Source organism: Nonomuraea sp. NPDC050790, assembly GCF_044456745.1.
Taxonomy (GTDB): Bacteria; Actinomycetota; Actinomycetes; order Streptosporangiales; family Streptosporangiaceae; genus Nonomuraea.
In genome coordinates this window covers 1435460-1460980 of the sequence record NZ_JBITGF010000001.1, presented here as the reverse complement: position 1 = coordinate 1460980, position 25521 = coordinate 1435460, and the positions used below count along the sequence as shown (strand labels likewise).

Sequence of the window (25521 nt, the reverse complement as noted above, 5' to 3'; positions counted from 1 at the left end):
GAGCACCCCACCATGTCCGCCCTCACCCGTCTCACCATCGGCGCTCTCGCCCTGGCCGCGCTGACCGCCTGTGCGGCCGAGACTCCCGGCCCGGGCGGCTCCGCCGTACCGCAGAAGCCCGGCAAGGTCGCCGTGGCGGCCAGTGACACCGCGTGTGAGGTGGCCGTCACCGAGGTCGCGGCGGGAACCAGCACGTTCGCGATCACCAACGGCGGCAGCAAGGTCACCGAGTTCTACGTGTACGCGCCGGGCGACCGCGTCATGGCCGAGGTGGAGAACATCGTGCCCGGCCTCACCCGCGACCTCATCGCCGAACTGCCCGCCGGGACCTACGAGACCGCCTGCAAACCGGGCATGGTCGGCAAGGGCATCCGCAACCCGCTCAAGGTCACCGGCGAGCACAAGCCGCTCAACGCCGACGCCAAGCTCGCCGAGGCGACCGCCAGCTACAAGCGCTACGTCAAGAGCCAGAGCGACACCCTGCTGGTCAAGACGCGGGAGTTCGTCGACGCGGTCAAGGCCGGGCAGATCGACAAGGCCAAGGAGCTCTTCCCGATCTCGCGCACCTACTGGGAGCGCATCGAGCCGGTCGCGGAGATCTTCGGCGACCTCGACCCGGCCATCGACGCCCGCGAGGCCGACCTGGCCGAGGGCGAGGAGTGGACCGGCTTCCACAAGATCGAGAAGGATCTGTGGATCACCAAGGACGTCAGCAAGGACGGCCCGGTCGCCGACAAGCTGCTCACCGACGTCAAGACCATCGTGGAGAAGGCCAACGCGGCCGAGCTGACCCCGCTCAACCTGGCCAACGGCGCCAAGGAACTGCTCGACGAGGTCGCCACCGGGAAGATCACCGGCGAGGAGGACATCTGGTCGCACACCGACCTGTGGGACTTCGCCGCCAACCTTCAGGGCTCCAAGGCCGCGGTCCAGTCACTGCGGCCGGTGCTGGACGAGCGTTCTCCCGCCCTGGTCAAGACCCTGGACGAGAAGTTCGCCGCCGCCGAGGCCGAACTCGGCACCCACCAGAAGGGCGACGGCTGGCGCCTGCACAACGAGCTGTCCAAGGCCGAGCTGAAGCAGCTGTCCGACGTGATCAACGCACTCGCCGAGCCGATCAGCGAGATCGCGCCGATCGTGGCGAAGTAGGGAGGCGGCCGTGAGCGGGCGCATCAGTCGCAGGAAGGTCTTCGGGCTCGGCGCGGCCGGGGTCGCGGCGGCGGGGGCCGGGGCGATCGCCGCCCGCTCGCTGCCGGTCGAGACGCCGGTTGTGCACGCCTCCTCGACCTCCGGCGCCTTCCCCTTCTACGGCGAGCACCAGGCGGGCATCGTCACCCCCGCCCAGGACCGGCTGCACTTCGTCGCCTTCGACGTCACCACCTCCCGCCGCGCCGAGCTGGCCGACCTGATGCGGGAGTGGACGGTCGCCGCCGCACGGCTCACCCAGGGCAGGGAGGCGGGGGAGTCCGGCGCGGTCGGCGGCCCGCGCGAGGCCGCGCCCGACGACACCGGCGAGGCGCTCGGCCTGCCCGCCTCCGGACTGACCCTGACCGTCGGATTCGGCGCCTCGCTGTTCGACAACCGCTTCGGGCTGGCCGCGCGCCGCCCCGCCGCGCTGGCCGATCTGCCGAAGTTCCCCGGCGAACAGCTCATCCCGGAGATCTCCGGCGGCGACATCTGCGTGCAGGCCTGCGCCCACGATCCGCAGGTGGCCGTGCACGCCATCCGCAACCTGGCACGGATCGGCTTCGGCAGGGTCTCGGTGCGCTGGTCGCAGCTCGGCTTCGGCCGTACCTCCTCGACCTCCCGCGCGCAGAGCACGCCGCGCAACCTGATGGGCTTCAAGGACGGCACCAACAACATGAAACTCGAGGACGACGAGCTGGTACGCGACCAACTCTGGGCCGCCGCCCAGGACGGCGCCGGCTGGATGGCGGGCGGCAGCTACCTGGTCACCAGGAAGATCCGCATGACCATCGAGACCTGGGACCGCACCTCCCTGCGCGAGCAGGAGGACATCTTCGGCCGCGACAAGAACGAGGGCGCCCCCGTAGGCGGGAAGAAGGAGTTCGACCCCGTCGACCTGACCGCGATGAAACCCGACGCCCACATCCGGCTGGCCCACCCGACAGCGCACGCCAACGCCCATCTGCTGCGCCGCGGCTACAACTACGTCGACGGCTCCGACGGCCTCGGGCGGCTCGACGCAGGGCTGTTCTTCATCGCCTACCAGCGCGACCCTCGCCGCCAGTTCGTGCCCGTCCAGATGAGCCTCGCCAAGAGCGACCCGCTGAACGAGTACATCAAGCACGTCTCCAGCGGCCTGTTCGCCTGCCCTCCTGGCGTGCGGGACGCGGGCGACCACTGGGGCAGGTCGCTGTTCGCCTGAGCAGGGCCATCGGGCCGCGATGGTCACCTCGGACCCGACAGAGTGAGAGAGCCACGATGACATGATCCCCAGAGACACCATGAAGATCGGTGAACTGGCCAACCGCCTCGGGTTACGACCGTCAACGCTGCGGCACTGGAACACGGAGGGGCTGCTGACCCCGACCACCCGCGTCAACAGTCAACGCGAGTACAGCAGCCGCCACGTCATCCGCGGCATGACGATCATCCGGGCCCAGGCGGCGGGCATGACTCTGCAGCAGATACGGGCCGTCCTCGACCGCTGCGACGACCTGGAGCATCGGCCCCTTCTCGCCCAGCACCTCGTGGAGCTGGACCGTCACGTACACGAGGTGGCCACGATCAAGGCACTGATCGAGCACGTCATGCGGTGCACCGTCGACGACTTCGCCCGCTGCCTCCACTACCAGCGGTTGGTGCAGAGCGTCTCCGACAGCCACTCCTACCCGCCCATCTCCCGCCCGTTCCCCCAGAGCTGCGGTACGCCCGTCAGCACCCGCGACCACCCGCAGCCCGATGAGACTCCCGAGCCATAGGCACGCCGGCCCGCCTGCGTCGTTTGGCGAAGCGGCGGTGTCACGAAGAGGCTGAGCAGGGTCGAGGTGACCAGGCCGCCCAGCACGACCACGGCCGGCGGACGCTCGATCTCATGTCCGGGCAGGTCACCCATGATGACCAGAGGGAGCACCGCGAGCCCGGCCGCCAGGGCGGTGCCCCTCGACGGAAGGGCGGACAGCTCGCCGCCTTGCTGACCCCGGCCGGCTCACCCAGGAGCCTGGACGCGCTGTCGTCACTGAGCGGACTCCCAGGCCCTCCACAACCCGGCGTACACACCACCGGTGTCAACCAGCTCTCCGTGGGTGCCGGTCTCGATGATCCGGCCGTGCTCCATCACCACGATCCGGTCGCAGGTCGCCGCTTGCGAGAGACGGTGCGCGACCACGACCGCGGTCCGCCCGGCGAGGACGGCGTCGGCGGCGCGGTCGAGCTGTCCGGCGTAGGTGGAGCCGGCCTCGGCGGTCGCTTCGTCGAGGATCACCAGGTCGGCGTCGGTGAGCAGCAGGCGGGCGAGGGCGAGTTGCTGTGCCTGTGCGTCGGTGAGCGGATGCCCGCCCACACCCAGCAGGGTGTCCAGCCGATCCGGGAGAACGTCGAGCAGCGCCGCGGCACCGGTGGCCTCCAGCGCCGCGTGCAGGTCGCGATCGGTCGCCCCGGGCGCGGCGAGGGTGAGGTTGTCGCGCAGGGTGCCCGCGAAGACATGGACCTCCTGGGTGATCATCGCGGTGCGATCGGGGCGCGTCACCTTCCCGGTCTCAGGCAGGTGGGTGCCGGCGATGACGCCGGCGAGCGTGGTCTTGCCCGCCCCGGACACGCCGACGACGGCCACGCGCTGACCGGACGGGATGTCGAGGGTGAGGCCGTCGAGCACCCGTGGCCCCTCGCCGTAACGGAACGAAACCTTGTCGAGCCGTACGGCGGCGCCCGCGGCCAGTGCTGGGACATCGGCCGAGCTGAACGGAATCGTGACGACCCCGATCATGCGGCTCAGCGACGCGAGGGCGGACTGGAGGGTGTCGACGACCAGCAGCAACTCGTTGACCGGCCCGAGCAGGCGGAGCACGAGCAGCATGGCGGTGGTCGCGCCGCCGACGGTCGACGCGCCGTGGTCGATGAGGACGAAGCCGACGACGAGCACGGCGGCCAGGCTCAGGCACTCCCCGAGGTTGAGCCGGGCGTTGAGCATGCTCAGCACGGTGCGGGCGCGCAGCGACTGCCGCGCCACCCGCCAGGAATCCGTCATCACGGCCCGGTGCCGTTGCTCGGCGAGCCCCAAGCCGAGCACGGTGGCGTAGCCGCGCTGGGATTCGAGGATCTGCTGGGCACGCGCGCTCATCGCCGTGCGCTCGGCGCGGTAGACCCCTGGTCCGACGCGCAGGTACCACCGCACGGCCAGCACGTAGACCGGCAGCACGACGGCGAAGGCGACCGCGTAGGGCCATTCCAGTGCCGCGAGCCCGCCCAGCGACACGACGATGGTGAAGGCGGTGACGGTGAGCACCGGGATCACCGCGGGGGCGGCGTCGGCGACCGCGGTGACGTCGTCGCTGGACCGCGAGATCAGGTCTCCGGTGCCGGCGCGCTCGACGAGATGCTGGGGGAGCGTCATCGCGTGGCCCACGAGCCGCTCGCGCAGCGCGGCGAGGATGGAGTGGTAGACGCGGGTGGCGAGCACGATCGTCAGCGCGGTGCCCGCGGCGCCGAGGACCACCGCGAGCACCATGACGACCGTGACCGTCAGCACCGTGGCGAGGTCCGCGGTGCCTGCCTGCACGCGGTCGACGAGGAATCCGATCGCCGCGGGCACGATCAGGTCGACGCCGGTGCTGACGATCCCCAGCATCCCGGTCGCGGCGAGCCGGAGCCGGTATCCGTGGCTGAGCCGCCACACCTCCCTGACCGTCTCGCGGCCGCCCGCGACGGGCAGCCCGGCCGGCCCGGCATCGGAGGCCGCGGTCTCGGGTACGGCGGAGCCGCCGCTCACTGCGCCGTCCTTGAGAGCGCGGGTACGTCGTCGGGCAGTTCGACGACGCGGTCGCAGGCGGCGAGCAGCGCCGGGGTCGAGGCGATCAGCAGCGTCGAGCGGCCCGCACGGACACCGCCCAGCCGGCCCGCGATCGTGTGCTCGGTGACCGAGTCGACCGCGGTGGTCGGATCGTGGAGCACGAGCACCGGTGCGTCGCCGGCCAGGGCGCGGGCGAGCGCGACCCGCTGGCGCTGGCCGCCGGAGAGCCGGTTGCCGTCCTCGCCGACAGGGACGTCGAGGTCGGCTGCGAAGTCGTCGCAGGCGGCCGCTCGCAACGCGGCGTCCACCCGCCCGGGCGCGCCCGCGGTCACGGTGACGTTGTCGCGGAGGGTGCCGCTGAACAGCGTGACGCGGTGCGGCGCGACGGTGACCCGGGAGCGGTACTCGACCGGGGACAGCTCCCGCGCCGCGATCCCGTCCAGCCGCGCCTCGATCGCTCCCTCGGCCCGCGGATCCAGCAGCGCCTCGACGACACGGGCGGCGGTACGGTCGTCGGCGCGTACGCCCACGAGCTCGCCCGGCTCGACCCGGATCGTCACGCCGGGCCCGGCGACGCTCGGCACGACCACGTCCAGCGCCGGCAGCGCGGTGACGTCCCGCCGGGTCACGCCATCGGGCCCAGCGGCCGACGCGGCGTTGTCCCGCAGTACGTCGAGGACACGCGAGGACGAGGCGCGGGCGCCGGCGAGGTTCGGGATGGACGTGCTCGCGATGGCCTGGATCTGCGGCAGCAGCGCCTGGGTGAGGCCGACGGTGGTGATCAGCCCGCCGATGGTGAGCTGCCCGTTCACCGCGAACCAGCCCGCCAGCCCCATCACCGCCGCGACGAACGTGCCGCTGACCACGCCCGAGCCGACCAGGAACCTGCCCAGCAGGCCCGCGTTGCGCCTGGCGCCGGCAAGGGTCTCCTGGCTTGCCTGCCGGTACCGGCTGGTCGCCTCGGCCTCGGCGCGCACCCCCTTGATCACCCGGTATCCGGCGACCAGGTCCGTGGCCCGTCCGGCCGTGGAGGCCAGCAGCCCCTGGTAGGCGCGGGTGTCCCGGGAGAGCCGCTCGCTGAGCACGCCCATCGACCAGACCGCGACGGGCGCCCCGAGCAGCACCACGAGTCCGAGCAGCCAGTGCGCCGCCAGCAGCGATGCCGCGATGAAGGCGATGGCCGTGATCCTCGAGACCGGGATGATCATCAGGATCACCGCGTTGGACAGCCGCGCGACGTCGCTCGTCATCACGGAGACCACGCTGCCGCCCGGCGCCCGGGCGGTGCCGCCGACCGGGTGCAGCACGCCCCGGGACAGGGTGGCGCGCAGTCGGTGCTGCAGTACCTGCACCGCATAGGCGGTCAGCCGCAGCGAGAACCTCGCCGCCGCCGTCAGCGCGACGTAGAGGGCCACCAGCACGCCGAGCCACAGGACGAGCTGTCCCACGTCGCCGGTCGCCAGGGCCCGGTCGATCGCGAGTCCCATCACCACGGGGACCGCTGACTCGCCCACCTGCCACACGATCGCCAGCAGCATCGCGGGAACGCTGACCCCCCGCACCGAGAAAATCACGCGCAGCAGGAACCGGCCCGGGGTGATCCCCGGCCCGGATGCGAACGGCCGGGCACCGGGCGGCTCGGCGGGAGCGGGCATAAGCACCGGCAGCCAGCGGGTCAGCGGTCCTCGCCCCAGGCCCGCGGTGTCGGCGCCCGGGAAACGCGAGGAGTTCCTCATGCCGTGCTCCTGAGCGGGAAACACCAGAGCAGGGCGTCGGCGAAGATTCCTCGCCACCAGGCGTAGTCGTGTCCGCCGGCGAACTCTCTGTAGAGGGTGTCGTAGCCCTTCCCGGTGAGCACGTGGTCCAGCCAGCGACTGTGGGTGTTCGAGCTCTCCAGCTCACCGACGTCGTGGAAGACGCGGATCGGTGCCGTTTCCGCGGCCAGGTAGTCGGCGATCAGTGTCGGTACGGGGGTACGGCGCAGCAGCTCACCCGAGCCGGTGCCCCACGTGAGGTCGGGGTGGTACCCGCACGACGGGGACTGGAGGATGGCGTTGCCGAACGCCGCCGGGTGGTGGAGCGCCGTCCAGCCGGCGCAAAGACCGCCGAAGCTCTCACCGGCCAGGGCGACGTCACCGGGATCCCGCGAGAGCGGATAGCGGTGGCGGAGCCACGGCAGCAGCTCCTGGACCAGCATCTGGGAGAACGCCGGGTTGCAGAGCAGCTCCCTGTCCCGCCGCTGTGCGGGCTGATCGACGAGGACCACCGCGCAGGGCCGGATCAGTCCCGCCCGGACCAGGGCGTCACGCACGCTCGGCGCGCTGTGGTCCGGCGTCCCGTCCAGATGGATCACGAACGGCAGCGCGCTCTCGTCCGAGAGGGGCATCGAGATCCAGATGCGGCGTTCGTCTCCCAGGATCTCGCTCGTCAGCACGGCGGTTTCCACTGCCGGGGCCGGTCCCGCTTCGGCCTGATCGAGCCAGGGCAACGGCGCCGCGTCCGGCAGCACCGCCACCGAGGCGCCGGAGAACCGCTCCACCGAGCATTCCGAGAACCTCGGCGGCGGGTTGAACGGGTCCGGGATCCGTTCCGCCTCGCCCGTCGGCCCATGTCGTGAGAACACGTACGAGAAGCGCAGGTCGGAACGCATCCGCAGAGTGAGAAAGCGGAACGGCGTCCCCGCCACCGGGGCGAACTCCGCGCCGATCGGGTTGAAGCCGATTCTGGGGCCGATCACCACCGAGACGGTGACCTTCGTGTCGTCTCCGGGCTCGTCGACGAACGTCACCTCCACCTCGTCCGCCGAGACCCGTTCAACGAGCGGTGTACCTGTCTCCCCAAGATGTCGTCTGAACCGTTCCGGGCTCCACTCGCCGCTCGACAGCTTCTCGACAAACGGATCAGCCATGTCTCGCGCTCTCCACGTCGGCGTTGTACTTCGGCCGGGTTCGTTCGCGGCCGAGGGGCACCACCTGGGGGGTGCCGGCCACCGGATCGGGCAGCACCAGGCAGCGCAGCCCGAACACCTCCTCGACCAGCTCGGCCGTCACGACCTCCTCCGGAGTGCCCTCGGCGACCACGGCGCCGTCCTTCATGGCGATCAGGTGGGTGCCGTAGCGGGCGGCGTGGTTCAGGTCGTGCAGGACGGCGACCAGGGTGTGGCCGACGTGGTGCAGGTCGGTGAACAGCTCCATCAGCTCGATCTGGTGGGTGATGTCCAGGAAGGTGGTCGGTTCGTCGAGCAGCATGATGCCGGTGTGCTGCGCGAGCGCCATCGCCACCCACACGCGCTGGCGCTGCCCGCCCGACAGCTCGTCCACCAGGCGCCCGGACAGGTCGGTGACCGAGGTCTGGTGCATCGCCCTGAGCACGGCCCGCTCGTCGTCCTCGGTCCACTGCCGGATGAACCCCTGGTGGGGGTACCGTCCCCGGGCCACCAGGTCGGCGACGGTGATCCCGTCCGGGGCGATCGAGGACTGCGGCAGCAGTCCGACCCGCCGCGCCACCTCTTTGGTCTTGTAGGAGTTGATGTCGGCGCCGTCGAGGACGACCTGCCCGGCCGACGGCTTCAGCAGCCGGGACAGGCCGCGCAGCAGGGTGGACTTGCCGCACGCGTTCGGGCCGACGATGACGGTGAACGACTCGTCGGGGATCGCCACCGAGAGGTGCTCGGAGATGATCCGCCTGTCGTAGCCGATCGTCGCCGACTCCACACGCAGACGTGCGGCGCCGGGCGGGGTCACGCTCACAGGCGCCTCCTGGCTTCGATGAACAGCAGGTATCCGAGGTAGCCGCCGCCGAGCACGACGGTGATGATGCCGACCGGCAGCGGGGTGGGGGCGACGTGCTGGGCGAGGTAGTCCGACGCCAGGCACAGCAGCGCGCCGACGAGGGCGGCGGGGGCGAGGGTGATCCCGGCGGTGCGGGCGAGCCGGCGTCCGATCTGAGGCGCGACCAGGGAGATGAACGCGATCGGCCCCGACGCGGCCGCGACCGTCGCCGTCAGCGCCACTCCCACCAGGATCAGGCCGAGGCGCGCGGGCGAGACCCGTACCCCTTGCGAGGCGGCCGCGTCGTCACCCAGCTCCATCTGCCGCAGCGGCCGGCTCAACATCCCGGCCGACAGCAGGAGTACGGCGACGCAGGCGCCGCCGACGACGACCTGGTTCCAGGTCACGCCGTTGAGCGACCCGGCACCCCACGCGGCCGCGGACATCGCCTGGTCCAGGTCGGCCTTGAGGATCAGCCAGGTGTTGAGCGACGCGAGCATCGCCGAGACGCCGATGCCGACGATGATCAGCCGGAACCCCTGCACCCCCCGTCGGTAGGCGAGCCCGTACATGGCCACGGCGGTGGCGATCCCGCCCGCCAACGCCCCGCCGACCAACTGCGCGTAGGTGCCGTTGACGACCAGGATCACGATCAGCGCGCCGGTGTAGGAGCCCTGGGACAACCCGATGATGCCGGGGTCGGCGAGAGGGTTGCGCAACAGTGACTGGAAGACCGCCCCGCTCACCCCCAGAGCCGCGCCGAAGACCAGCGCCGCGGCCACCCTGGGCAGCCGCCACTCGAGCACGATGTCGTGGACGATGCCGGTCTCCCGGCCGGTCAGCGCGGAGAGCACCTGACCCGCGCTCAGGCCGTACGAGCCGGTCATCAGCGCGAGCACCGCCGTACCGGCGAGCGCGACCGCGAGCACCGCGCAGACGACGACCGAACGCCACTGGAGCCGTACGGCGATCCGCCGGTGCCGCAGCACCAGCACCCGCCTCCCGAAGTCCACCCGCGGAACGTGCGTGCTCATAGTCCGCTCGCCTTCCTGCGCCGCGCCAGCGCGACGAGAACGGGAGCTCCGACGAAGGCGGTGACGACACCCACGGGGATCTCGCCGGGTCTCATCACGATGCGGCCGAGGATGTCGGAGACCAGCAGCAGGCTCGGGGCGAGCAGGATGCTGTAGGCGAAGATCCAGCGTTGGTGCGGGCCGACAATCCAGCGGGCCACGTGCGGCACCATGAGCCCGACGAATCCGATGGGTCCGGCGATCGCGGTGGCGCCACCGGCGAGCAGGGTGAGGGCGATCACCGCGAGCACACGGGTGCGTACCAACCGGACGCCTTGAGCGAGCGCCAGTTCGTCACCCAGAGCCAGGGCGTTGAGCGAGCCGGACACCGCGAAGGCCAGGATGAGTGCCACCGCGAAGAACGGCAGGATCGGCCACACGACCTCGAGCGGGCGGCCCGCGATCGACCCGGCGTTCCAGTACCGCATCGCGTCGAAGGCGTCCGGGTTGGTCAGCTGGAGCGCTTCCCTGGCACCGCCGAGCACGGCGCCGACGCAGACCCCGGCGAGCACCATGACCACCGGCGAGGAGCCCTGCCGGGTCGACCCGAGGGCGAGCACGAGAAGTGTGACGATCAGTGCCCCCGCGAACGCGAACCACATGTAGCCCTGGGTGCCGCGGACGCCGAGCACGCCCACGGCGACCGTCACCGCCAAGGACGCGCCGGCGTGGACGCCGAGGATGCCCGGATCGGCCAGGGGATTGCGGGTCAGGGCCTGGATCAACGCGCCCGACAAACCGAGTGCGACGCCGACGACCAGACCCACGATCGTGCGCGGCAGCCGGAAGTCGCGGATCGCGAACTGGTCGATGTCGGCCGAGGAGCGGAGCAGCGCGTCCCACACCACCGATGGCGCGATCGCCGTCGACCCGATCATGACGCTCAGCACCAGCAGGACCACCAGCACGACCAGCGCGACGACCAGGCCGAGCAGCCGGCGACGCGGTCCGGGCACCGTCTCGATGCCCGGACCGTCCTTCCGGAGGGAGAGGGCTGTCACTTCTTGGCTGGCAGGGTCGCCAGGGCGCGGTCGAGCGAGTCGAGGTAGCGGTTGACGGGCCCGTAGGAGTTGTTGCCGGGGCAGAAGACTCCCAGCGCACGGCCGCTGCTCACGGCGGGCAGCGCCTTCCAGGTGTTGGTCGCGGTCACCGGCACGAAGGGCTCGGTCGGCTTGCCCTGGGCGTCGACGGGGTAGGTGATCACGTCGTACTTGGACAGCTCACCGATCTGCTCGAACGGCAGGGCCTCGTAGGCCAGGGGGTCCTTGCCCTCGGCCGCCTCGGGGAGGTCCATGCCGATGTCGTCCCGGGCGATCTCGGAGCAACCGATGTCCGCGATGTAGAACGTTCCGGGATCACTCCAGTCGCCGCGGGAGACGTCGACGAACGAGGTGCCGTCGATGATCTTTCCGTAGCTCGTCTGAATCTTGGCGACCTTGTCCTTGAACTCCGCCTTCTGCCGGCTGAGCACATCCTTGACGTTGCCGGCCTCCCCGAGCGCGTCGGCGAAGGCCTTCCACTCGGTGTCGAGCCCCCAGAGCACGGTCGGGGCGATCGCCTCGAGCCGCTTGCCGACCTTGTCCCAGTCGTTCGAGTGGAACTGGACCAGGATGAGGTCCGGCTTGAGGGCGGCGAGCTTCTCGAGGTCCACCTCACCGCCGTCGCTGCCGATGATCTCGGCTGCCTCGTAGACGGTCCGCTGTTCAACCGGCAGCACGCCCAGCTCGGAGTCGGACGCCTCGGTGACGCCCACTGGCTTGCCACCCAGATCGATGAAGGGGAGGTTCGTGTTGCCGATCGTGACGACCCGCTGAGGGTTGGCGGGAACCTGGATGGTGCCGTTCACGGCCTTGACGCTGCGGGTCGCGGCGGCCGTGGCGCCGGCGGTCTCCATGGCCTTGACGCCGGTGTCGTCGCCGGCGCCGCCGCAGGCGGTGAGGACGAGCGACGCGCTCATCAGCGCGGCGGCCAGGGCGGCGCCGCGCCTGGTCAGGGAGATGTTGCTCATGCGTTCTCTTCTTCTCTGGTGGAGGGGGTCAGCCGGTGGAGTTCGTGGACGGTGGTGCCCAGGCCGACGGTGTGCGCCGACCCGCGCGTGAGGCCGGCCCGGGCGATGACGGCGTCCAGCTCCGCCGCGGTGCGCAGGCCGGAACCGTGGCAGACCAGGCCGATCAGGTCTTCCTCGCCGTCGTGCTCGTCGAGGTCGTCGATGTCGAAGACCTCCTCGATCAGCAGCACCCGCCCCCCGGGGGCGAGGTTCTCGGCCGCCCGGCGCAGTGCGTGAGCGGCGTCGGCGTCGGGCAGGGTCTTGAAGGCGCGGCTGACGAGCACGGCGTCGGCCGCCGGGCTGGGCTCGAAGACGGACTGCTCCAGTACGCTGACCCGCGCGCGTTGCCGCTCGTCGGGAATCGTGGCGGGCAGGTCGCGGCGCAGCCAGTCGGCCTGGGCCGGTAGGGCGCAGATCGTCACGCGCAGGCTCTCGTGGGCGGCGACGTACGCACGGGCGTGGGCGCCGGCACCACCGGAGTGGATCACCAGGTGCCGGACTCCGGCGAGCAGCCCGGACGTGGCGATCGGTTCGGCCAGCGCGGGCTGGAACTTCGCCAGGCGCTCCAGATGACGGTCCTCGTAGTCCTGCTCGGCCCGTACGTCGGCGAAGGTCTGGCCGGTGACCGAGGCGTAGGCGGGCCGGCCGGTACGGACCGACTCCGTGAGGCCGTGGATCCCGAGCATCTCGCGGCCGACCACCCCATCGGAATGGAGCCGGTCGGCGATGAAGTCGAGAGTGAGGACGTCGCCGATCGGCGTCAGGGCGTAGTGACCCGGTTCCGCCTCGGTCACCACGTCCAGGGTGTGCAGGTAACGCAGCAGCTTGCCCAGAGCCCGCTCGTCGGCGCTGGTCTTGGCGGCCAGTTCGGTCACGCCGCTCACGCCGCGGGATATTAGATCGGGAACGCCCAGCTCGACTGCGGTGCGGATCGCGATCGGCGCGACCAGCTCGGTCAGATCGTGGAGCCTCTGGAACGGGGTGACCGTCTTCTCCGGGTCGGGTACCGCTCCGTCGCTGTCCAGGGCGACGACCTGGGAGCGACGCCAGTAGCCGGCGAAGTCAACGTCCTCCTTGGGCACGCCACGGTCCTCGACCAGGTGCCGGCGGATGTCCCGGACGGCCGTGTGCTCGCCGGCCAGCCACGCGAACGCCTGGCCCGGCCACCACTCCGCACCGCGGACGGCGTCGGTCAGCGGCGACCCGGTCCCGGCCGTCACCTTGGAGCGGACCAGCCACGTCACGTCCACCCCGGGCAGCTCGCGCAGCTCTTGGCGGTGGGCGTCCTCGGCGATCTCGACGAACACCTGCGCCCGGGAGCCGGGCGGGAGCTCGTCGAGCAGGCGGCCGATCGCGGGGAGCGCGGTGTCGTCGCCCGCCACGAGCCACCAGTCGGCTCCGACCGGGAACGCCTTGGACGTGCTCGGGCCGCTGAGGTGGATGCGGTCACCCGGCCGGGTGCGATACGCCCACGTCGTTCCGGCGCCCACCCCGTGCTTGACGAAGTCCACGTCCAGCTCGCCGGCCTCGGGGTCCCACCGGCGAACCGTGTAGGCCCTCGACAGCGGCCGAGGATTCTTGGGCACGATCAACTTGGCCTCGCCCTGGACCGGGAGCGCCGGATCGCGCTGACCTGGGTACGGGAAGTAGAACGCGAGGTCGTCGTCGAAGCCCGAGGACTCGAAGGCCGGCCGGGCGAAGCCGTCCGCGGTGGTGAACGCACGCAACTCTTCGCCGCCCAGCGTGACCCGCCGCATCCCCGGGGTGATGTCGACGGTCCGCACCACCTCGACCTCACGCAGGGTCGGCGGGTGCACGGTGAGCCGGCGCGAGGTCTTGGGCATGCGAGAACCGAACTTTCCAAATCGTTTCGACAGCGAAAGCCGCGCACCGGCCATCAGCAGGGCGCGCACAGGTAAGGTTAGGTAAACCTTACCTGCAATAGTGTGCGCAGACTGCCGTATGGTTAGGACGTGATGGGGTCCTCGTCGTTCGCCGCAGGCGCCGGCGACCCGCCGCCGATTCCGAGCGCGCGATTGGGTACGGCGGATGCCCCCGTCCGGCCACTGCTGCTCTGGGTGCGCACCGGCGCGGCGCACGTGCGTCTCGACGGCGGGCCGGCGCTCCACCTCAAGACCGGCGAGGGCGTCTGGATTCCCGCAGGTGGCTGGGCAGAGCGGGCGATCACCACTGAGCCAGGCACCGTCGCCTTCCCGCTGTGGCCCCACGCAGGCGTCGGCGCAAGGGGGTCGTCGGAACCGACGCGGTTCGACGTTCCCAGCGGCTGGCAGGACTGGTTGATCCAGCTCTTCAACCTGCAGGTCACTCCGTTCAGCGGCCGCGGGTACTCACCCGAGGCGATCGAGGAGCTCCTGCGGCGTCCTGGCCCGCGTTCGTCGGCGCCCGCCGATCCGAGCTCGGCGGGATTCGCCTCACCGGCGATGCCGCGCGCCCGCGGCGCCAGAGCGGTCGCCGAGGAGCTGATGCGCGACCCCGCGCTTGACCTCACGGTCGAGCAATGGGCCTCGCGGGTGCTCTCCAGCGCGCGCACCCTTCGCCGCGACTTCCTCGCCGACACCGGGCTCACCTTCGAGCAGTGGCGGCTGCTCTGCCGGCTCGGCGCCGCCGTGGAGTTCCTCGCCGCCGGTTACGACGTGGACCAGGTGGCCGCCCGCGTGGGCTTCGCCAGCCGTAACGGCCTCACCCGGGCCTTCAAGGGACGGTTCGGACTGACCCCCTACGAGTTCGGCCGGGAACTCTGCGCCGGCGGGCTGACACAACGGGCGGCGGTACGGCAGAGCGACGACCTGATCCGGATGATGCGCAGGACGGGCACTCCCGCCGCGCCCGACATGCTGCCTGCGGCCAGCACGCCGCCGCACACCAACGACGTCCACGTCCTGAGCTGGATCTACCGGGGCAGCGGATACCTGGACATCGGCGACCAACGCTACGAGCGGGAGCGCGGAGTGGCCACCTGGATCCCCGCGGGGGTCGACCATGTCACGGGCCTCCGCGAGAACTCCGTCTCCCTGCCGCTGGGCAACGCGAGCACCGGCGACCTCCAACTGACGGCGCCGCTCCAGGTGCGGTTCTCACCCGCGTGGGACGACTACCTGATGTTCTGCTCGATCAGCGCCCGGTCCGTACTGCGTCCCGACGACCACAACCCCCGCCACATCCTCGGCCTGTTCGCCGAACAGGTCGCCGCGCAGCGAGCGCTGTCGGTGCCGATGCCCACCGATCCGCGCGCGCGTGCCGTGGCGATGGAGTGCCTGCGCCGCATCGGCGAGCCCGGTGGGACGCAGGACGTCGACGTCTCCGCCCACATCCACCGCGCCTTCCGCGACGAGACGGGCATGACACTGGGCCGCTGGCGCTACGCCGCCCGTATGCGCATCGCCCGCGACCTGCTGGCCGGGGGCGCTCCGCCCAGCGCCGTCGCGCGCCGGGTCGGGTACGCCCACCTGCCTACGTTCAGCGCCGCCTTCTCCCGCTTCCACGGACTGTCTCCGAGCGACTACCAGCAACGCGAGTCCGAGCGGAAGCAGTAGCGCGCCGGGAGTGGCGGAGGTCGCCGACATCACGTGACCAGCCGAACCGGCTAGACCGTCAGCCGGGACACCGTCGTGGTGGCCGCCTCCAGGTCCGTGGGCTCGGGCAGCACGCCGAGGCCGGGCGTGTCCGGGACCTCCATCTCGCCGCCGTCGAGCACGAACGCGCGGGTGATGTCGCGGCGGTAGTACCGCTCGGTGGCGGAGATGTCGCCGGGCAGCGTGAAGCCGGGCAGGCTGGCCAGCGCGAGGTTGGCGGCCCGGCCGAGGCCGGTCTCCAGCATGCCGCCACACCAGACCGGCACCCCGTTGGCCTGGGCCACGTCGTGGATGCGGCGGGCCTCAAGGTAGCCGCCCACCCGGCCGGGCTTGACGTTGACGATCGAGCACGCGCCCCGCCTGATGGCCTCGGCCGCGTCGCGGGCGCTGGTGATGCTCTCGTCCAGGCAGATGGGCGTGTCCATGCGGGCCGCGAGCGTGGCGTGGGCGTGCAGGTCGTCGGGGGCGAAGGGCTGTTCGAGCAGCGCCAGTCCGAAGGCGTCGAGCCGCGCCAGGTGGCGCAGGTCGGCGAGCTCGTAGGCGGTGTTGGCGTCCACCGTGAGCATCACATCGGCGCCGAACGTCTCGCGCACCGCACGGACCGGTTCGAGGTCCCAGCCGGGCTCGATCTTCAGCTTGATCCTGGCGTAGCCCGCGCTCAGGTGCCGGTCGACCGTGGCCAGGAGGGCATCGACGCTCTCGGCGATGCCCACGGAGACGCCCACGCGCACGCGCCGCCGTACTCCGCCCAGGTGGGCGGCCAGGCTGGTACGGCGGGCCCGCAACCAGCAGTCCAGTACCGCCATCTCCACGGCGGCCTTGGCCATCGGGTGCCCGCGCAGGTGGCGCAGCGTAGGGCCGACCGCCGCCGGGTCCAGGTCGATCCCGGCCAGTGCCGGAATCATGAACCGCTTGATCACGTCGGTCGCCCCGGCCAGGTACTCGGGGCTGTAGGCCGGCTCGTCCTCGGCCACGCACTCGCCCCAGCCCTCGCCCTCGTCGCTCAGCACCCGCACCACCAGCGCCGTGCGCACGCTCTGGGTGCCCAGAGAGGTGCGGAACGGGCTGACCAGCGGCAGCGCGACCGCACGCAGTTCGACGGCGTCGAGCTTCACGCGGCACCTCCACGGGCGAGCAGGTACCAGCCGGAGCGGGTGAAGCCGGTGACCCGGTATCCCCGTTCGAGCGCGCCCCCGAGCCCTTCGGCCAGCGCCTCCCGCCAACGCCGTGCGGCGCGGGGGTCCGCCGCGCGCAGCGACTCGACGTCGGGAGGGGTCGCGCACCGCAGCAGCGGCGCGTTCCGCGCCGCGCACACGACGCCGGTCCCGGTCACCACGTCGATCCCCTCGTCACCGGAGACCGGCGCGGGCGCGGGGGACTCCTGCGTGGGCCAGGTGACGAACAGCCGGTCGGAAGGCCCGCCGTCGTTGATGCCGTCGCTCATCGGGCCGTAGAAGTCGGGCAGGTAGGCGCCGACCCGGGCGCCGAGCCGGCTCAGGTTGAAGTAGGCGTTGCGCCGGACGAGCGGGTCGAACGTCCAGGACACCGCGTCGAGCCCGCGTTCGGCGGCCCATGCCCGCTGGTGATCTTTGAGCGCCCGTCCCACGCCGCGCCCGCGCGCGAGGGCGCTGACGCCCGCCACGTGCGAGTGCAGAGTACGGCCGGCCGCCAGGAACCCCGCGGCGGCTCCGACGAGCTCGTCGTCGAGGAAGGCGCCGCCCACGTAGCCGCCGGTGTGGGCGAACGCGCACATCAGGTCGAGGGGGATCGGCGGGTCTTCACCGCGGCTGGTCCTCCAGACCTCGCGCAGCAGCCGGTCGGCACGTTCCAGGGCCGCGGTGCCGTGGATGGAACGGATGGTGAGGTGTTCGGCCATGGTCCACAGCATCGCGGCCACCTCGTCCCGGGGCGTTGGCGTCCACGCCCAACTTCACCCGCCCGGCTTTGTGGCGCCGTTCAGCCGCAGCTGAAGGGCGAGCACCATCCGGGTGTCGGGGTCGTCCAGGGCGATCAGCTCCCCGATCCGGCGCAGGCGGTAGCGCAGCGTGTTGGGGTGCAGCGACATCAGCTCCGCCGCGCGGGGCACGTCGTAGTGAGCGCCGATCCAGACGCTCAGGCTGCGCACGTAGTGGGTGCCGTGCCTGGCGTCGTGCGCGGTGACCAGCGCGAGCGGCTCGCCGGACAGGGAGGGCTTGGCGCGCAGCGCGCCCTCCACGTCCATCAGGAACAACGCGGCCGACAGCTCCTCGTGCGCGCCGACCGGCTCGTGGCTGAACAACCCGCAGACCGCGCGCAGCGCCTCCTCCGCCTGGCGGGCGGCGGCGGGCGCGGCGGCCACCGAGGCGGTGGTGCGGCCGATCCCGGCCCGCCAGGAGCCGCCCAGCCGCTCATTCACCTGGGACAGCACGTCCAGGGTGATCCTGCGCAGCACGGGCGCGGTCGCCTCGGCCGCCACGATCGCGTAGGGGCGACCGTTGACCACGCCGGTCGCCGCCCTGATCCGGTAGGCCGTGTACGCGGTGCGCAGCAGGTCCGCGACGTGGCCGGCGGCGAAGGCGTCGGCCACGCCGGCGTAGGGGCCCAGGGTCACGACGGTCACCGGCTCGCGGGGGAGCAGGCCGAAGGAGGTGGCCAGCTCGTCCACGGCGCCGACGCCGTGCAGCAGCCAGCCCAGGCACTCGTCCCGGCGGCGCCGGGCGGCGTCGGCGGCCAGGTTGATGCGGGCCAGATGCGGCGCCGCGGCGGCGGCCGCCTCCTCCAGCACCCGCGCGGCGTCGGCTGCCAGCGGTTCGTCGGCCTCGACGGCCCAGATCGTGCCGAGGGCCTCACCGTGCGCGCGGACCGCGATGGCCAGTCGGGGAAGGAATTCACGTGGCTCGTAGCTCCAGACCACCCCGTCGGCGCGCAGCACCGCCGCGTACTCCTCCGGGTGGGTCGGGTGCGCGGGCACCCTGCGGCCAAGAATGCCCTGCCTGCGCAGTTCGTCGATGGCCTGGCCCTCGACGGTGGAGTAGGCCAGGACGCGCATCGCCAGGTCCTCGATCGCCACCGCGCCACCCACCCGGACGGCGACCTCGTTGGCCAGCGCGAACAGGTCGGCCGCCCGCCCGGCCCCTGGGTCCTCGGCCGGGGCGACGATCGCCAGCAGGGCGTCGACGAGCGTGTAGAGCTGGCCCCAGGACAGGTCGGGCGGCGCGGCCAGCAGCGCGGTGCCCGCCGCCTTGGCCGCGGCGGCCAGGGCCTGCTCGTCGCAGGTGCCCGGCTTGACCACGACGACCGCCACCGCGCTCTCGCCCGCGCGGGCCAGGATCTCGGCCGACGGGCGGCCGGTGACCAGCAGGACGGCGCCGTCGAGCCCGGCCTGCGGCTCCTCCGGGTCGTAGATGACAGGGGAGCCCACCAGCGGCGTCCGGCCGTGTGGCAGCGCCAGCGGACGGACCACGTCGGCGCCGAGACTGTCGATCAGCACGCCGAGCGTGATCCGGCCCCGCGCCGTCATCGCGCGTCCCGTCGGAGCATGCGGCCGTGTCTGCCGCCGGTGAACTCGCCGTCGGCGACCACCTGGTGACCGGCCAGGAAGACGTGCTCCACACCGGTCGGCCGCAGGTCGGGCTGCTCATACGTGCCGGGATGGCCGATGGTGGCGGGGTCGAAGACGCAGATGTCGGCGACGGCGCCGGGGCCCAGCCAGCCGCGTCCGGTCAGGCCGAACTGGGCGGCGACCGCCGAGCTGACCTTGCGGATCGCCTCCGGCATCTCCTCCTTCTTCACGTACGTGCCGAGGTAGGTGGGGAAGGTGCCGAACGTACGCGGATGGCTCGGACCCACCGGAGGGCCGTTGTCGGAGCCGACGGAGATGAGCGGATCGGCCAGGAAAGCCGACAGATCCGCCTCGTGCATGGTGTGGAAGACACCCGAGGCCTGCGGGTCCAGCCGGAGAAGCTCGCACAGCGCCTCCCACGGGTCGCCGCCGAGGTCGGCCAGCCGCCTGCCCTGGATGCCCGGATCGCTGTGGGTGAGGATCTGCACGTCCTCGGGGGTCAGCTCGCGCCAGAAGCCGACCCCGGTGCCCGTGTCCGGGCTCTCCGCCAGCGCGCGCAGCGCGGCGCGCTCGGCCGGGTCGGCCAGCCGCGCGAGCAGCGCCTGCTCGCCGCCCTCGCACGCGATCGGCGGCAGCACCGCGACGAGCATCGTGCCGAAGGCCAGGTACGGATAGACGTCCCCGCGCACGTCCACGCCCGCCCGGCGGGCGCGGGCCAGCTTGTCCAGCACCATCGCCGAGGATCCGTGCACCGCCCGCCCCGACGCCTTGCAGTGCGAGACCTGCAGCCGGATCCCGGCCCGCGTGGCCACCGCGATCGCCTCGTCGAGAGCGTCGGCCAGGCCCTCGCTCTCACTGCGCATGTGGGTGGCGTACGGCAGGTCCCAGCGCTTGGCCACCAGCGCGAGGGCGAGCAGTTCGTCCAGGTCCGCGTAGGCGCCCGGCACGTACTCCAGCCCGCTGGACCACCCGACCGCGCCCGCCTCGAACGACCCCGCGGCCAGCTCGCACATGCGCGCCAGCTCGCCGGGCGTCATCTCGGCCCGCATCCCGGCCACGGCCACGCGCAACGTGTTGTGCCCGACCAGCACGGCCAGGTTGTTGCTCGGTCCTGCCGCCTCGGCCGCGTCGAGGTAGTCGCCCAGCGTGGCGAAGGCCGCCCCCGACAGCTCCTCGGGCAGGAAGGTCCTGGTCTCCGGTACGGCCGGCCCGCACGAGAACCCGCAGTTGCCCACGATCTCGGTGGTCACCCCTTGCAGGAGCTTGAAGGGCTGCGGCTCCTCCAGGAACGGCACGGTGTCGGAGTGACTGTGCGGATCGACGAACCCGGGGGCGACGATCAGGCCGGAAACGTCGACCACCCGCCGGGCCGGCCCCAGGTCACGCCCGACCGCTGCCACGCGGCGATCGGCGATCGCGACGTCGGCGAGCCGGGGCGGTCCGCCGAGCCCGTCGTGGACGGTCCCGGAACGAAGCAGCAGGTCGTGCATGGTGCAAGGCTCCCTTGCCCGCCTTCGCGGGTGCTATGTGAGGATCGATGAAACTTTCAGAGGGTGCTGGGCACGGAGGCCAAAAGCCCGCGGGTGTAGTCGTGTTCCGGCGTGTCGAGCACCTGGGCCGTCTCGCCGCTCTCCACGATCCGGCCACGGGAGAGCACCACCAGCCGGTCGGCCATCTGCCGCACCACCGCCAGGTCGTGGGTGATGAACAGCATGCTCGTGCCGACCTCCCGCAGCAACTCCAGGACGTGCGCCTGCACCGAGACGTCCAGCGAGGCCACCGGCTCGTCGCAGATCAGCAGCGCCGGCCGTACGGACAGGGCGCGGGCGATGGCCACCCGCTGGCGCTCGCCGCCGGACAGCCCGACCGGCTTCTTGCGCGCGTACGCCGGGGGCAGGCCGACCAGCTCCAGCAGCTCGGTCACCGTCAGCCGGCCTTCGGCCGGGCCCTGTGCCGCCGCCTCCGCCAGCGTGGCGCCGACGGTCAGCGCCGGGTTGAGCGAGGTCGTCGGGTCCTGGAAGACGCACTGGACCAGGTGGTGCCGGGGGCGGGCAGGGTCGGCCAGCTCGATGGTGCCCGCGTCGGGACGGACCAGGCCCAGGATGCTGCGGGCCAGCGTGGTCTTGCCCGAGCCGGAACCGCCGACGACGCCGAGGTTCTCGCCACGGTAGACGCGCAACGAGACGTCGCTCAGCGCGACGTGCGTGCCGTACCTCTTGCCGAGGCCCGTCACGCGCAGCACCGCCTCGGCGGCGATGCGCCGCGGCGCGGGCGCTTCCTCCTCGGTGCGGATCCGGGGGCGCACCTCGTGCAGGCACGCCGTGAGCCGGTCGGGCCGCAGCTCGCGCAGCGGCGGCCGAGCCACGCCGCACTCGGGCCCGGCCTGGTCGCAGCGGGCGGCGAAGGCGCACGAGGCGGTCACGTCCGCCGCCGCGGGCACGTTGCCCCTGATGCCGATCAGCCGCGTCAGCCGTCGCTCGACGGTCGGCACCGCGGCCAGGAGCCCCGCGGTGTACGGGTGGGCCGGCATCTTGCCCATCTCGGCGGGCGGCCCCTGCTCGACGATGCGCCCGGCGTACATGACCGCCACCCGGTCGCACAGTTCGAAGGCCACCCGCAGATCATGGGTGATGAGCAGCACACCCATGCCACGCGCCCGCTGGATGTCCTTGATCAGCATGAGGATGTCGTGCTGGGTGGCGGCGTCCAGGGCGGTGGTGGGTTCGTCGGCGATCAGCAGCTCGGGGTCGGCGGCGAGCGCGGCGGCCAGGGCCACGCGCTGGCGCATGCCGCCGGAGAGCTGGAACGGGTGCCGCTCGGCCACACCGGGATCGTCGATCCCGACCTCGGCCAGGCGGCGCAGCACCTCCCTCCGGTCCCGGCGGCCGCGCAGCGACTCTGCCACGTGGGCGCCGGCCGTACGAAGCGGGTTGAGCATGGCGAACGGGTCCTGCATGAGCAGGCTCACCCGGGTGCCGCGCACCGAGCGCCAGGCCCGCTCGCGGGCGCCGAGCAGTTCCCGGCCGTCGAAGGTGACCGAGCCGGTGGCGTGCAGCCCCTTGGGCAGCAGACCGGCGGCGGCGCGCGCGGCGAGGGACTTGCCGCTGCCGGACTCGCCGACCAGTCCCACGGTCTGGCCGCCGGAGACCTCCAGGTCGAGACCGTCCACGATGAGCCCGGGCCCGGAGATGCGCAGTCGGGCGATCTTCACCGTCGGCCTCCCTTCGACATCGACTCGAACGCCTGGTCACCCAGCAGCGTGGCGGCGCAGGCGACCAGGGTGATCAGGGCCGCGGGCGCGATCGAGGCCCACGGGTTGAGGTCCAGCAGCCCGCGGTTCTCCTCGATCATCAGACCCCAGTCAGGAGTGCCCGCGGGCAGGCCGATGCCCAGGAACGACAGGCCGGCCAGCGCCACCAGCGCCGCCACGAAGCTCAGCAGCGCGTTGGCCACGACCGTGGGCGCCAGATTCGGCAGCAGGTGCCGGAACATGATCCGCGACGGGCGCAGCCCCAGCGTGCGCGCCGCCTCGGTGTAGGCCGTCTCGCGCTGGGCGAGGGTGAGGCTGCGGATCACCCGTACGTCGCCCGGTGTGAACAACACGGCCATGACCAGCACCGCCCAGCCGTACCCGGCGCCGATCACGCCGACGACCACGATCAGCACGAGCAGGCCGGGCAGCGCGATGGCCAGGTCGACCGTGCGCATCATGACCGCGTCCACCCAGCCGCGGCGGTAGCCCGCCAGCAGGCCGAGCGTGGTGCTGAGCACGGTCGTGCAGGCGGTGACGAGCACCGGCCAGGTCAGCGCGGACCCCGCGCCGGCCAGCACCCGCGACAGCACGTCGCGGCCCAGGTCATCGGTGCCGAGCCAGTGCGCCACGCTCGGTCCCGCCGCGCCGAGCGCCAGGTCCTGCGCGCCCGGGTCGTACGGCGCCAGCCACGACCCGGCCAGCGCGGCCACCGCAGCCAGGCCCAGGATGGCCACCAGGATCAGCCTCATGCCGCGGCCCCCTTGCGCCGGACCCGGGGATCGACCGCCACGTACGCCAGGTCGATGAGCAGGTTGACCACGATCACGATCGCGCCGCCGAGCAGCACCAGCGCCTGCACGACCGGGATGTCCTTCTGGCCGACCGCGCCGACCAGCAGCGCGCCCAGGCCGTGCAGGCCGAACGCCTGCTCGACGAAGACCGAGCCGGTCAGGTTGGCCGCCAGCAGCAGGCCGCCCACGGTGAGCACCGGCAGCGCCGCGTTGCGCAGGGCGTAGCTGATCCATATCCGCCGCCTGGGCAGGCCGCGGGCACGGGCGAAGGTGAGGAAGTCCTGGGCGGCCAGGTCGAGTGCGGCGGCGCGCATCTGCCTGACGACGATCGCCGCCTGCGCGGTGGCCAGCGCGATCGCGGGCAGCGTCAGGTGCAGGATGCGCTCCATCGGGGTGTCGCCGGCGCCGAAGACCGGGAACCAGCCCAGCGCCACGGCGAAGCCGTACAGCAGCAGGATGCTCAGCGCGAACGGCGGGATGGAGAAGGCGATCAGCGAGGTCAGCGTGACGCCCTGGTCCAGTCTGCCGCCGCGGCGCATCGCCGCGGCCAGCCCGGCGGGCACGCCGGCCGCCACCGTCAGGACCAGCGCGTAGCCGGCCAGCCCGGCGGTGACCGGCAGGCGCTCGGCGATCACCGTGGTCACCGGCTCGCGGGAGGCGATCGAGGTGCCGAAGTCGCCGTGGAGCGCGTCGCCCAGCCAGCGGGCGTAGCGGACGGGGAAGGGATCGTCCAGGTGGTACTGCTCGCGGATCGCCGCCCTGGTCTCCGGCGTGGACGGCCGGCCGCCGAGCAGCACCTGCTCCGGGCCGCCCGGCGCCGCCGCCAGCAGTCCGAAGGTGAGCACGGACAGCGCCCCGAGCAGGAGTACGGCGGCGCACAGCCGTTTGACGACGGCCATGTCAGCGGCCCGCCGGGCGGATGTCGGTGAAGTAGTTCTCGGACCACGTGCCGAACGTGCCGGTGAACTTCTCGCTCAGCGCGATGGCGTTGTCGGTGTGGAAGAGCGGGATGTAGGGCACCTGCTCGCCGATCTCCGTCAGCAGTGCGGTGACCTCGGCGGTCCTGGCCTTGCCGGTGGCCGAGGCCAGCGTGTCCAGCCGCCGGTCGGTGGCGGCGGTGCCGTAGCCGGCGAAGTTGAAGCCCTGCGGCTCGGCCGCGCCGCGGCTGACCATGTCCGGCAGGACCTCAAGGGGATCGGGCGTGCCGTAGGACAGGTTGACGAAGTGGATCGTCAGGTCCTCGTGCTCCATCAGCCGTGCCCGGTACTGGTCGGCCGGGTTCGGCTCCAGGGCGAGCCTGATCCCGATCTTGGCCAGGTCGGCCGCGACGGTCTGCATGACCGTGCCGGTGTCGCCCGAGCTGGCATATCTGGCCGTCAGCTCGAAGCCGTTCGGGTAGGCGGACTTGGCCAGCTCGGCCTTGGCCGCCGTCACGTCGTACGGGTGGTCCGGCAGGGCCGGGAGGTTGTCGCCGTACAACGCCGTGAGCTGGGGGCTGGGCAGCATGGCCGCCGCCGGCGCGCCGTGGCCGGAGGTCATCAGGTCGGCGACCGCCTTGCGGTTGACGGCGTGGGCGATGGCCCGCCGTACGTGGAGGTCGGCCAGCGGGCCGGACTTGACCGCCAGGGAGAGGTAGGCGATGTTGTTGCCCGGGTAGAAGATCGTCTTGACGCCGGGCAGGCCGGTCCACTTGCGCGCGTCGCGGGCGGTGAGGTCGCCGGTGGCGTCCACCTCGCCGGACTTGACCGCCAGCCGCAGCGTCTCCGGGTCGGAGATGGTCTTGAACTCGACCGATCGCAGTGCGGGCTTCTCGCCCCAGTACGCCGGATTGCGTTCCAGGACCACGCCCGAGGTGAGGGAGAACCTCACCACCTTGAACGGGCCGGTGCCCACGGTGCCGACCTCGGGGCTGCCCAGGTCCTGGGGATGCTTCTCCGCAAGTGCGCGCGGCGTGACCTGCCAGGCGATGGCGGCCATGGCGAGGAAGGCCGGGTTCGGCCGCTTCAGCGTGACCTTGACCTGGTCGTCGCCCACCGCCTCGACCTTCTTGACCGTCGTGAAGTAGCTGGCCGCCTGCGAGGCGACCTTCGGGTCCAGGTGACGGCGCAGCGAGTACGCCGCGTCCTCGGCCGTCACCGGGGCGCCGTCGGAGAAACGCACCTCCTTGCGCAGGGTGAACAGGTAGCTGGCCGGGTCAGGCTGCGTCCACGCCGTGGCCAGCCGGGGCGCGGGCGCGCCCCGGCGGTCGAGGGCGAGCATCGTGTCGAGGACGGCGCCCTGGATGAGGGTCGAGGCGGTGTTGAAGCCGTGGGCGATGTCCAGGCTGTTGGGCGGGCTGACGCCGGCCCAGACCAGGGAGTCGCGGGCCGGCGCGGGTGCCGCGGCGGACGTGCAGGCGGTGGCGAGCGCGAGCACGGCGGCGGCGGTCGCGGCCTTCGCGGATGTCATGGGACCACCTCGGAACTGGTTCGGGCTGGGATA

Annotated in this window: 21 protein-coding genes; 4 read left to right on the top strand and 17 right to left on the bottom strand. The window is 72.2% G+C overall.

Translation table 11 applies throughout. The features are described 5' to 3' along the window. Window positions 1-12: 12 nt before the first annotated feature. The 3 genes from efeO to ACIBEJ_RS06550 all read left to right on the top strand — a co-directional run bounded on the left by efeO (window position 13) and on the right by ACIBEJ_RS06550 (window position 2945). On the top strand, window positions 13-1149 hold the full coding sequence (gene efeO / locus ACIBEJ_RS06560) for an iron uptake system protein EfeO (protein ID WP_397181590.1): 1137 nt from the start codon (window positions 13-15) through the stop codon (window positions 1147-1149). Between the two features lie 10 nt (window positions 1150-1159). Beyond that, window positions 1160-2389, top strand: coding sequence for an iron uptake transporter deferrochelatase/peroxidase subunit (efeB, locus tag ACIBEJ_RS06555; RefSeq protein WP_397181589.1), 1230 nt, complete (start codon window positions 1160-1162; stop codon window positions 2387-2389). Window positions 2390-2468: 79 nt separating this feature from the next. Next, on the top strand, window positions 2469-2945 hold the full coding sequence (locus ACIBEJ_RS06550) for a MerR family transcriptional regulator (protein WP_397181588.1): 477 nt from the start codon (window positions 2469-2471) through the stop codon (window positions 2943-2945). On the opposite strand, the gene ACIBEJ_RS06545 is transcribed toward ACIBEJ_RS06550, so the two are convergent. From ACIBEJ_RS06545 to ACIBEJ_RS06505, 9 genes are all read right to left on the bottom strand, one after another. Beyond that, window positions 2852-3115 carry an efflux RND transporter permease subunit gene (locus ACIBEJ_RS06545; RefSeq protein WP_397181999.1) on the bottom strand — a complete coding sequence of 88 codons (264 nt, stop codon included), beginning with the start codon at window positions 3113-3115 and terminating at the stop codon, window positions 2852-2854. The two genes, ACIBEJ_RS06550 and ACIBEJ_RS06545, sit on opposite strands and share 94 nt — an antisense overlap. Window positions 3116-3199: 84 nt before the next feature. Beyond that, a complete protein-coding gene (locus ACIBEJ_RS06540) occupies window positions 3200-4951 on the bottom strand; it encodes an ABC transporter ATP-binding protein (protein ID WP_397181587.1) in 1752 nt (583 codons plus the stop codon). Then, window positions 4948-6708 carry an ABC transporter transmembrane domain-containing protein gene (locus ACIBEJ_RS06535; RefSeq protein WP_397181586.1) on the bottom strand — a complete coding sequence of 587 codons (1761 nt, stop codon included), beginning with the start codon at window positions 6706-6708 and terminating at the stop codon, window positions 4948-4950. The genes ACIBEJ_RS06540 and ACIBEJ_RS06535 overlap by 4 nt, the downstream gene beginning before the upstream one ends. Further along, window positions 6705-7880 (bottom strand): alpha/beta hydrolase, encoded by a 1176-nt coding sequence (locus ACIBEJ_RS06530; protein WP_397181585.1) that lies wholly within the window; start codon window positions 7878-7880, stop codon window positions 6705-6707. The genes ACIBEJ_RS06535 and ACIBEJ_RS06530 overlap by 4 nt, the downstream gene beginning before the upstream one ends. Then, a complete protein-coding gene (locus ACIBEJ_RS06525; RefSeq protein WP_397181998.1) occupies window positions 7873-8715 on the bottom strand; it encodes an ABC transporter ATP-binding protein in 843 nt (280 codons plus the stop codon). Before ACIBEJ_RS06525 ends, ACIBEJ_RS06530 begins: the two co-directional genes overlap by 8 nt. A 2-nt stretch (window positions 8716-8717) precedes the next feature. Next, entirely contained in the window at window positions 8718-9776 is a 1059-nt protein-coding gene (locus ACIBEJ_RS06520) for a FecCD family ABC transporter permease (protein WP_397181584.1), read from the bottom strand. After that, the gene (locus ACIBEJ_RS06515) at window positions 9773-10771 is read right to left on the bottom strand and encodes a FecCD family ABC transporter permease (protein WP_397181583.1); all 999 of its coding nucleotides are present in this window, start codon (window positions 10769-10771) and stop codon (window positions 9773-9775) included. The genes ACIBEJ_RS06520 and ACIBEJ_RS06515 overlap by 4 nt, the downstream gene beginning before the upstream one ends. A 41-nt stretch (window positions 10772-10812) precedes the next feature. Beyond that, complete coding sequence (locus ACIBEJ_RS06510; protein WP_397181582.1) at window positions 10813-11823, bottom strand: ABC transporter substrate-binding protein; 1011 nt, start codon at window positions 11821-11823, stop codon at window positions 10813-10815. Then, entirely contained in the window at window positions 11820-13706 is a 1887-nt protein-coding gene (locus ACIBEJ_RS06505; protein WP_397181581.1) for an SIP domain-containing protein, read from the bottom strand. Before ACIBEJ_RS06505 ends, ACIBEJ_RS06510 begins: the two co-directional genes overlap by 4 nt. A 132-nt stretch (window positions 13707-13838) precedes the next feature. On the opposite strand from ACIBEJ_RS06505, the gene ACIBEJ_RS06500 reads away from it, so the two are divergent. Then, a complete protein-coding gene (locus ACIBEJ_RS06500; protein ID WP_397181997.1) occupies window positions 13839-15416 on the top strand; it encodes a helix-turn-helix domain-containing protein in 1578 nt (525 codons plus the stop codon). Between the two features lie 50 nt (window positions 15417-15466). Here ACIBEJ_RS06500 and menC read toward each other — a convergent pair whose 3' ends face one another. From menC to ACIBEJ_RS06460, 8 genes are read right to left on the bottom strand one after another with little or no spacing between them, the layout of a single operon-like run. Continuing rightward, complete coding sequence (menC, locus tag ACIBEJ_RS06495; RefSeq protein ID WP_397181580.1) at window positions 15467-16570, bottom strand: o-succinylbenzoate synthase; 1104 nt, start codon at window positions 16568-16570, stop codon at window positions 15467-15469. After that, window positions 16567-17343, bottom strand: a complete 777-nt coding sequence (locus ACIBEJ_RS06490) for a GNAT family N-acetyltransferase (RefSeq protein WP_397181579.1) — start codon at window positions 17341-17343, stop codon at window positions 16567-16569. The genes menC and ACIBEJ_RS06490 overlap by 4 nt, the downstream gene beginning before the upstream one ends. A 42-nt stretch (window positions 17344-17385) precedes the next feature. Further along, window positions 17386-18954: a PucR family transcriptional regulator gene (locus ACIBEJ_RS06485; protein ID WP_397181578.1), complete on the bottom strand. Its 1569-nt coding sequence runs from the start codon at window positions 18952-18954 to the stop codon at window positions 17386-17388. Continuing rightward, the gene (locus tag ACIBEJ_RS06480) at window positions 18951-20486 is read right to left on the bottom strand and encodes an amidohydrolase family protein (protein WP_397181577.1); all 1536 of its coding nucleotides are present in this window, start codon (window positions 20484-20486) and stop codon (window positions 18951-18953) included. Before ACIBEJ_RS06480 ends, ACIBEJ_RS06485 begins: the two co-directional genes overlap by 4 nt. 56 nt (window positions 20487-20542) lie before the next feature. Then, window positions 20543-22207, bottom strand: coding sequence for an oligopeptide/dipeptide ABC transporter ATP-binding protein (locus tag ACIBEJ_RS06475; RefSeq protein WP_397181576.1), 1665 nt, complete (start codon window positions 22205-22207; stop codon window positions 20543-20545). After that, window positions 22204-22998, bottom strand: a complete 795-nt coding sequence (locus ACIBEJ_RS06470) for an ABC transporter permease (protein WP_397181575.1) — start codon at window positions 22996-22998, stop codon at window positions 22204-22206. Before ACIBEJ_RS06470 ends, ACIBEJ_RS06475 begins: the two co-directional genes overlap by 4 nt. Further along, entirely contained in the window at window positions 22995-23939 is a 945-nt protein-coding gene (locus ACIBEJ_RS06465; protein ID WP_397181574.1) for an ABC transporter permease, read from the bottom strand. Before ACIBEJ_RS06465 ends, ACIBEJ_RS06470 begins: the two co-directional genes overlap by 4 nt. A 1-nt stretch (window position 23940) precedes the next feature. After that, window positions 23941-25488 carry an ABC transporter substrate-binding protein gene (locus tag ACIBEJ_RS06460; RefSeq protein ID WP_397181573.1) on the bottom strand — a complete coding sequence of 516 codons (1548 nt, stop codon included), beginning with the start codon at window positions 25486-25488 and terminating at the stop codon, window positions 23941-23943. Between the last annotated feature and the right edge of the window lie 33 nt (window positions 25489-25521).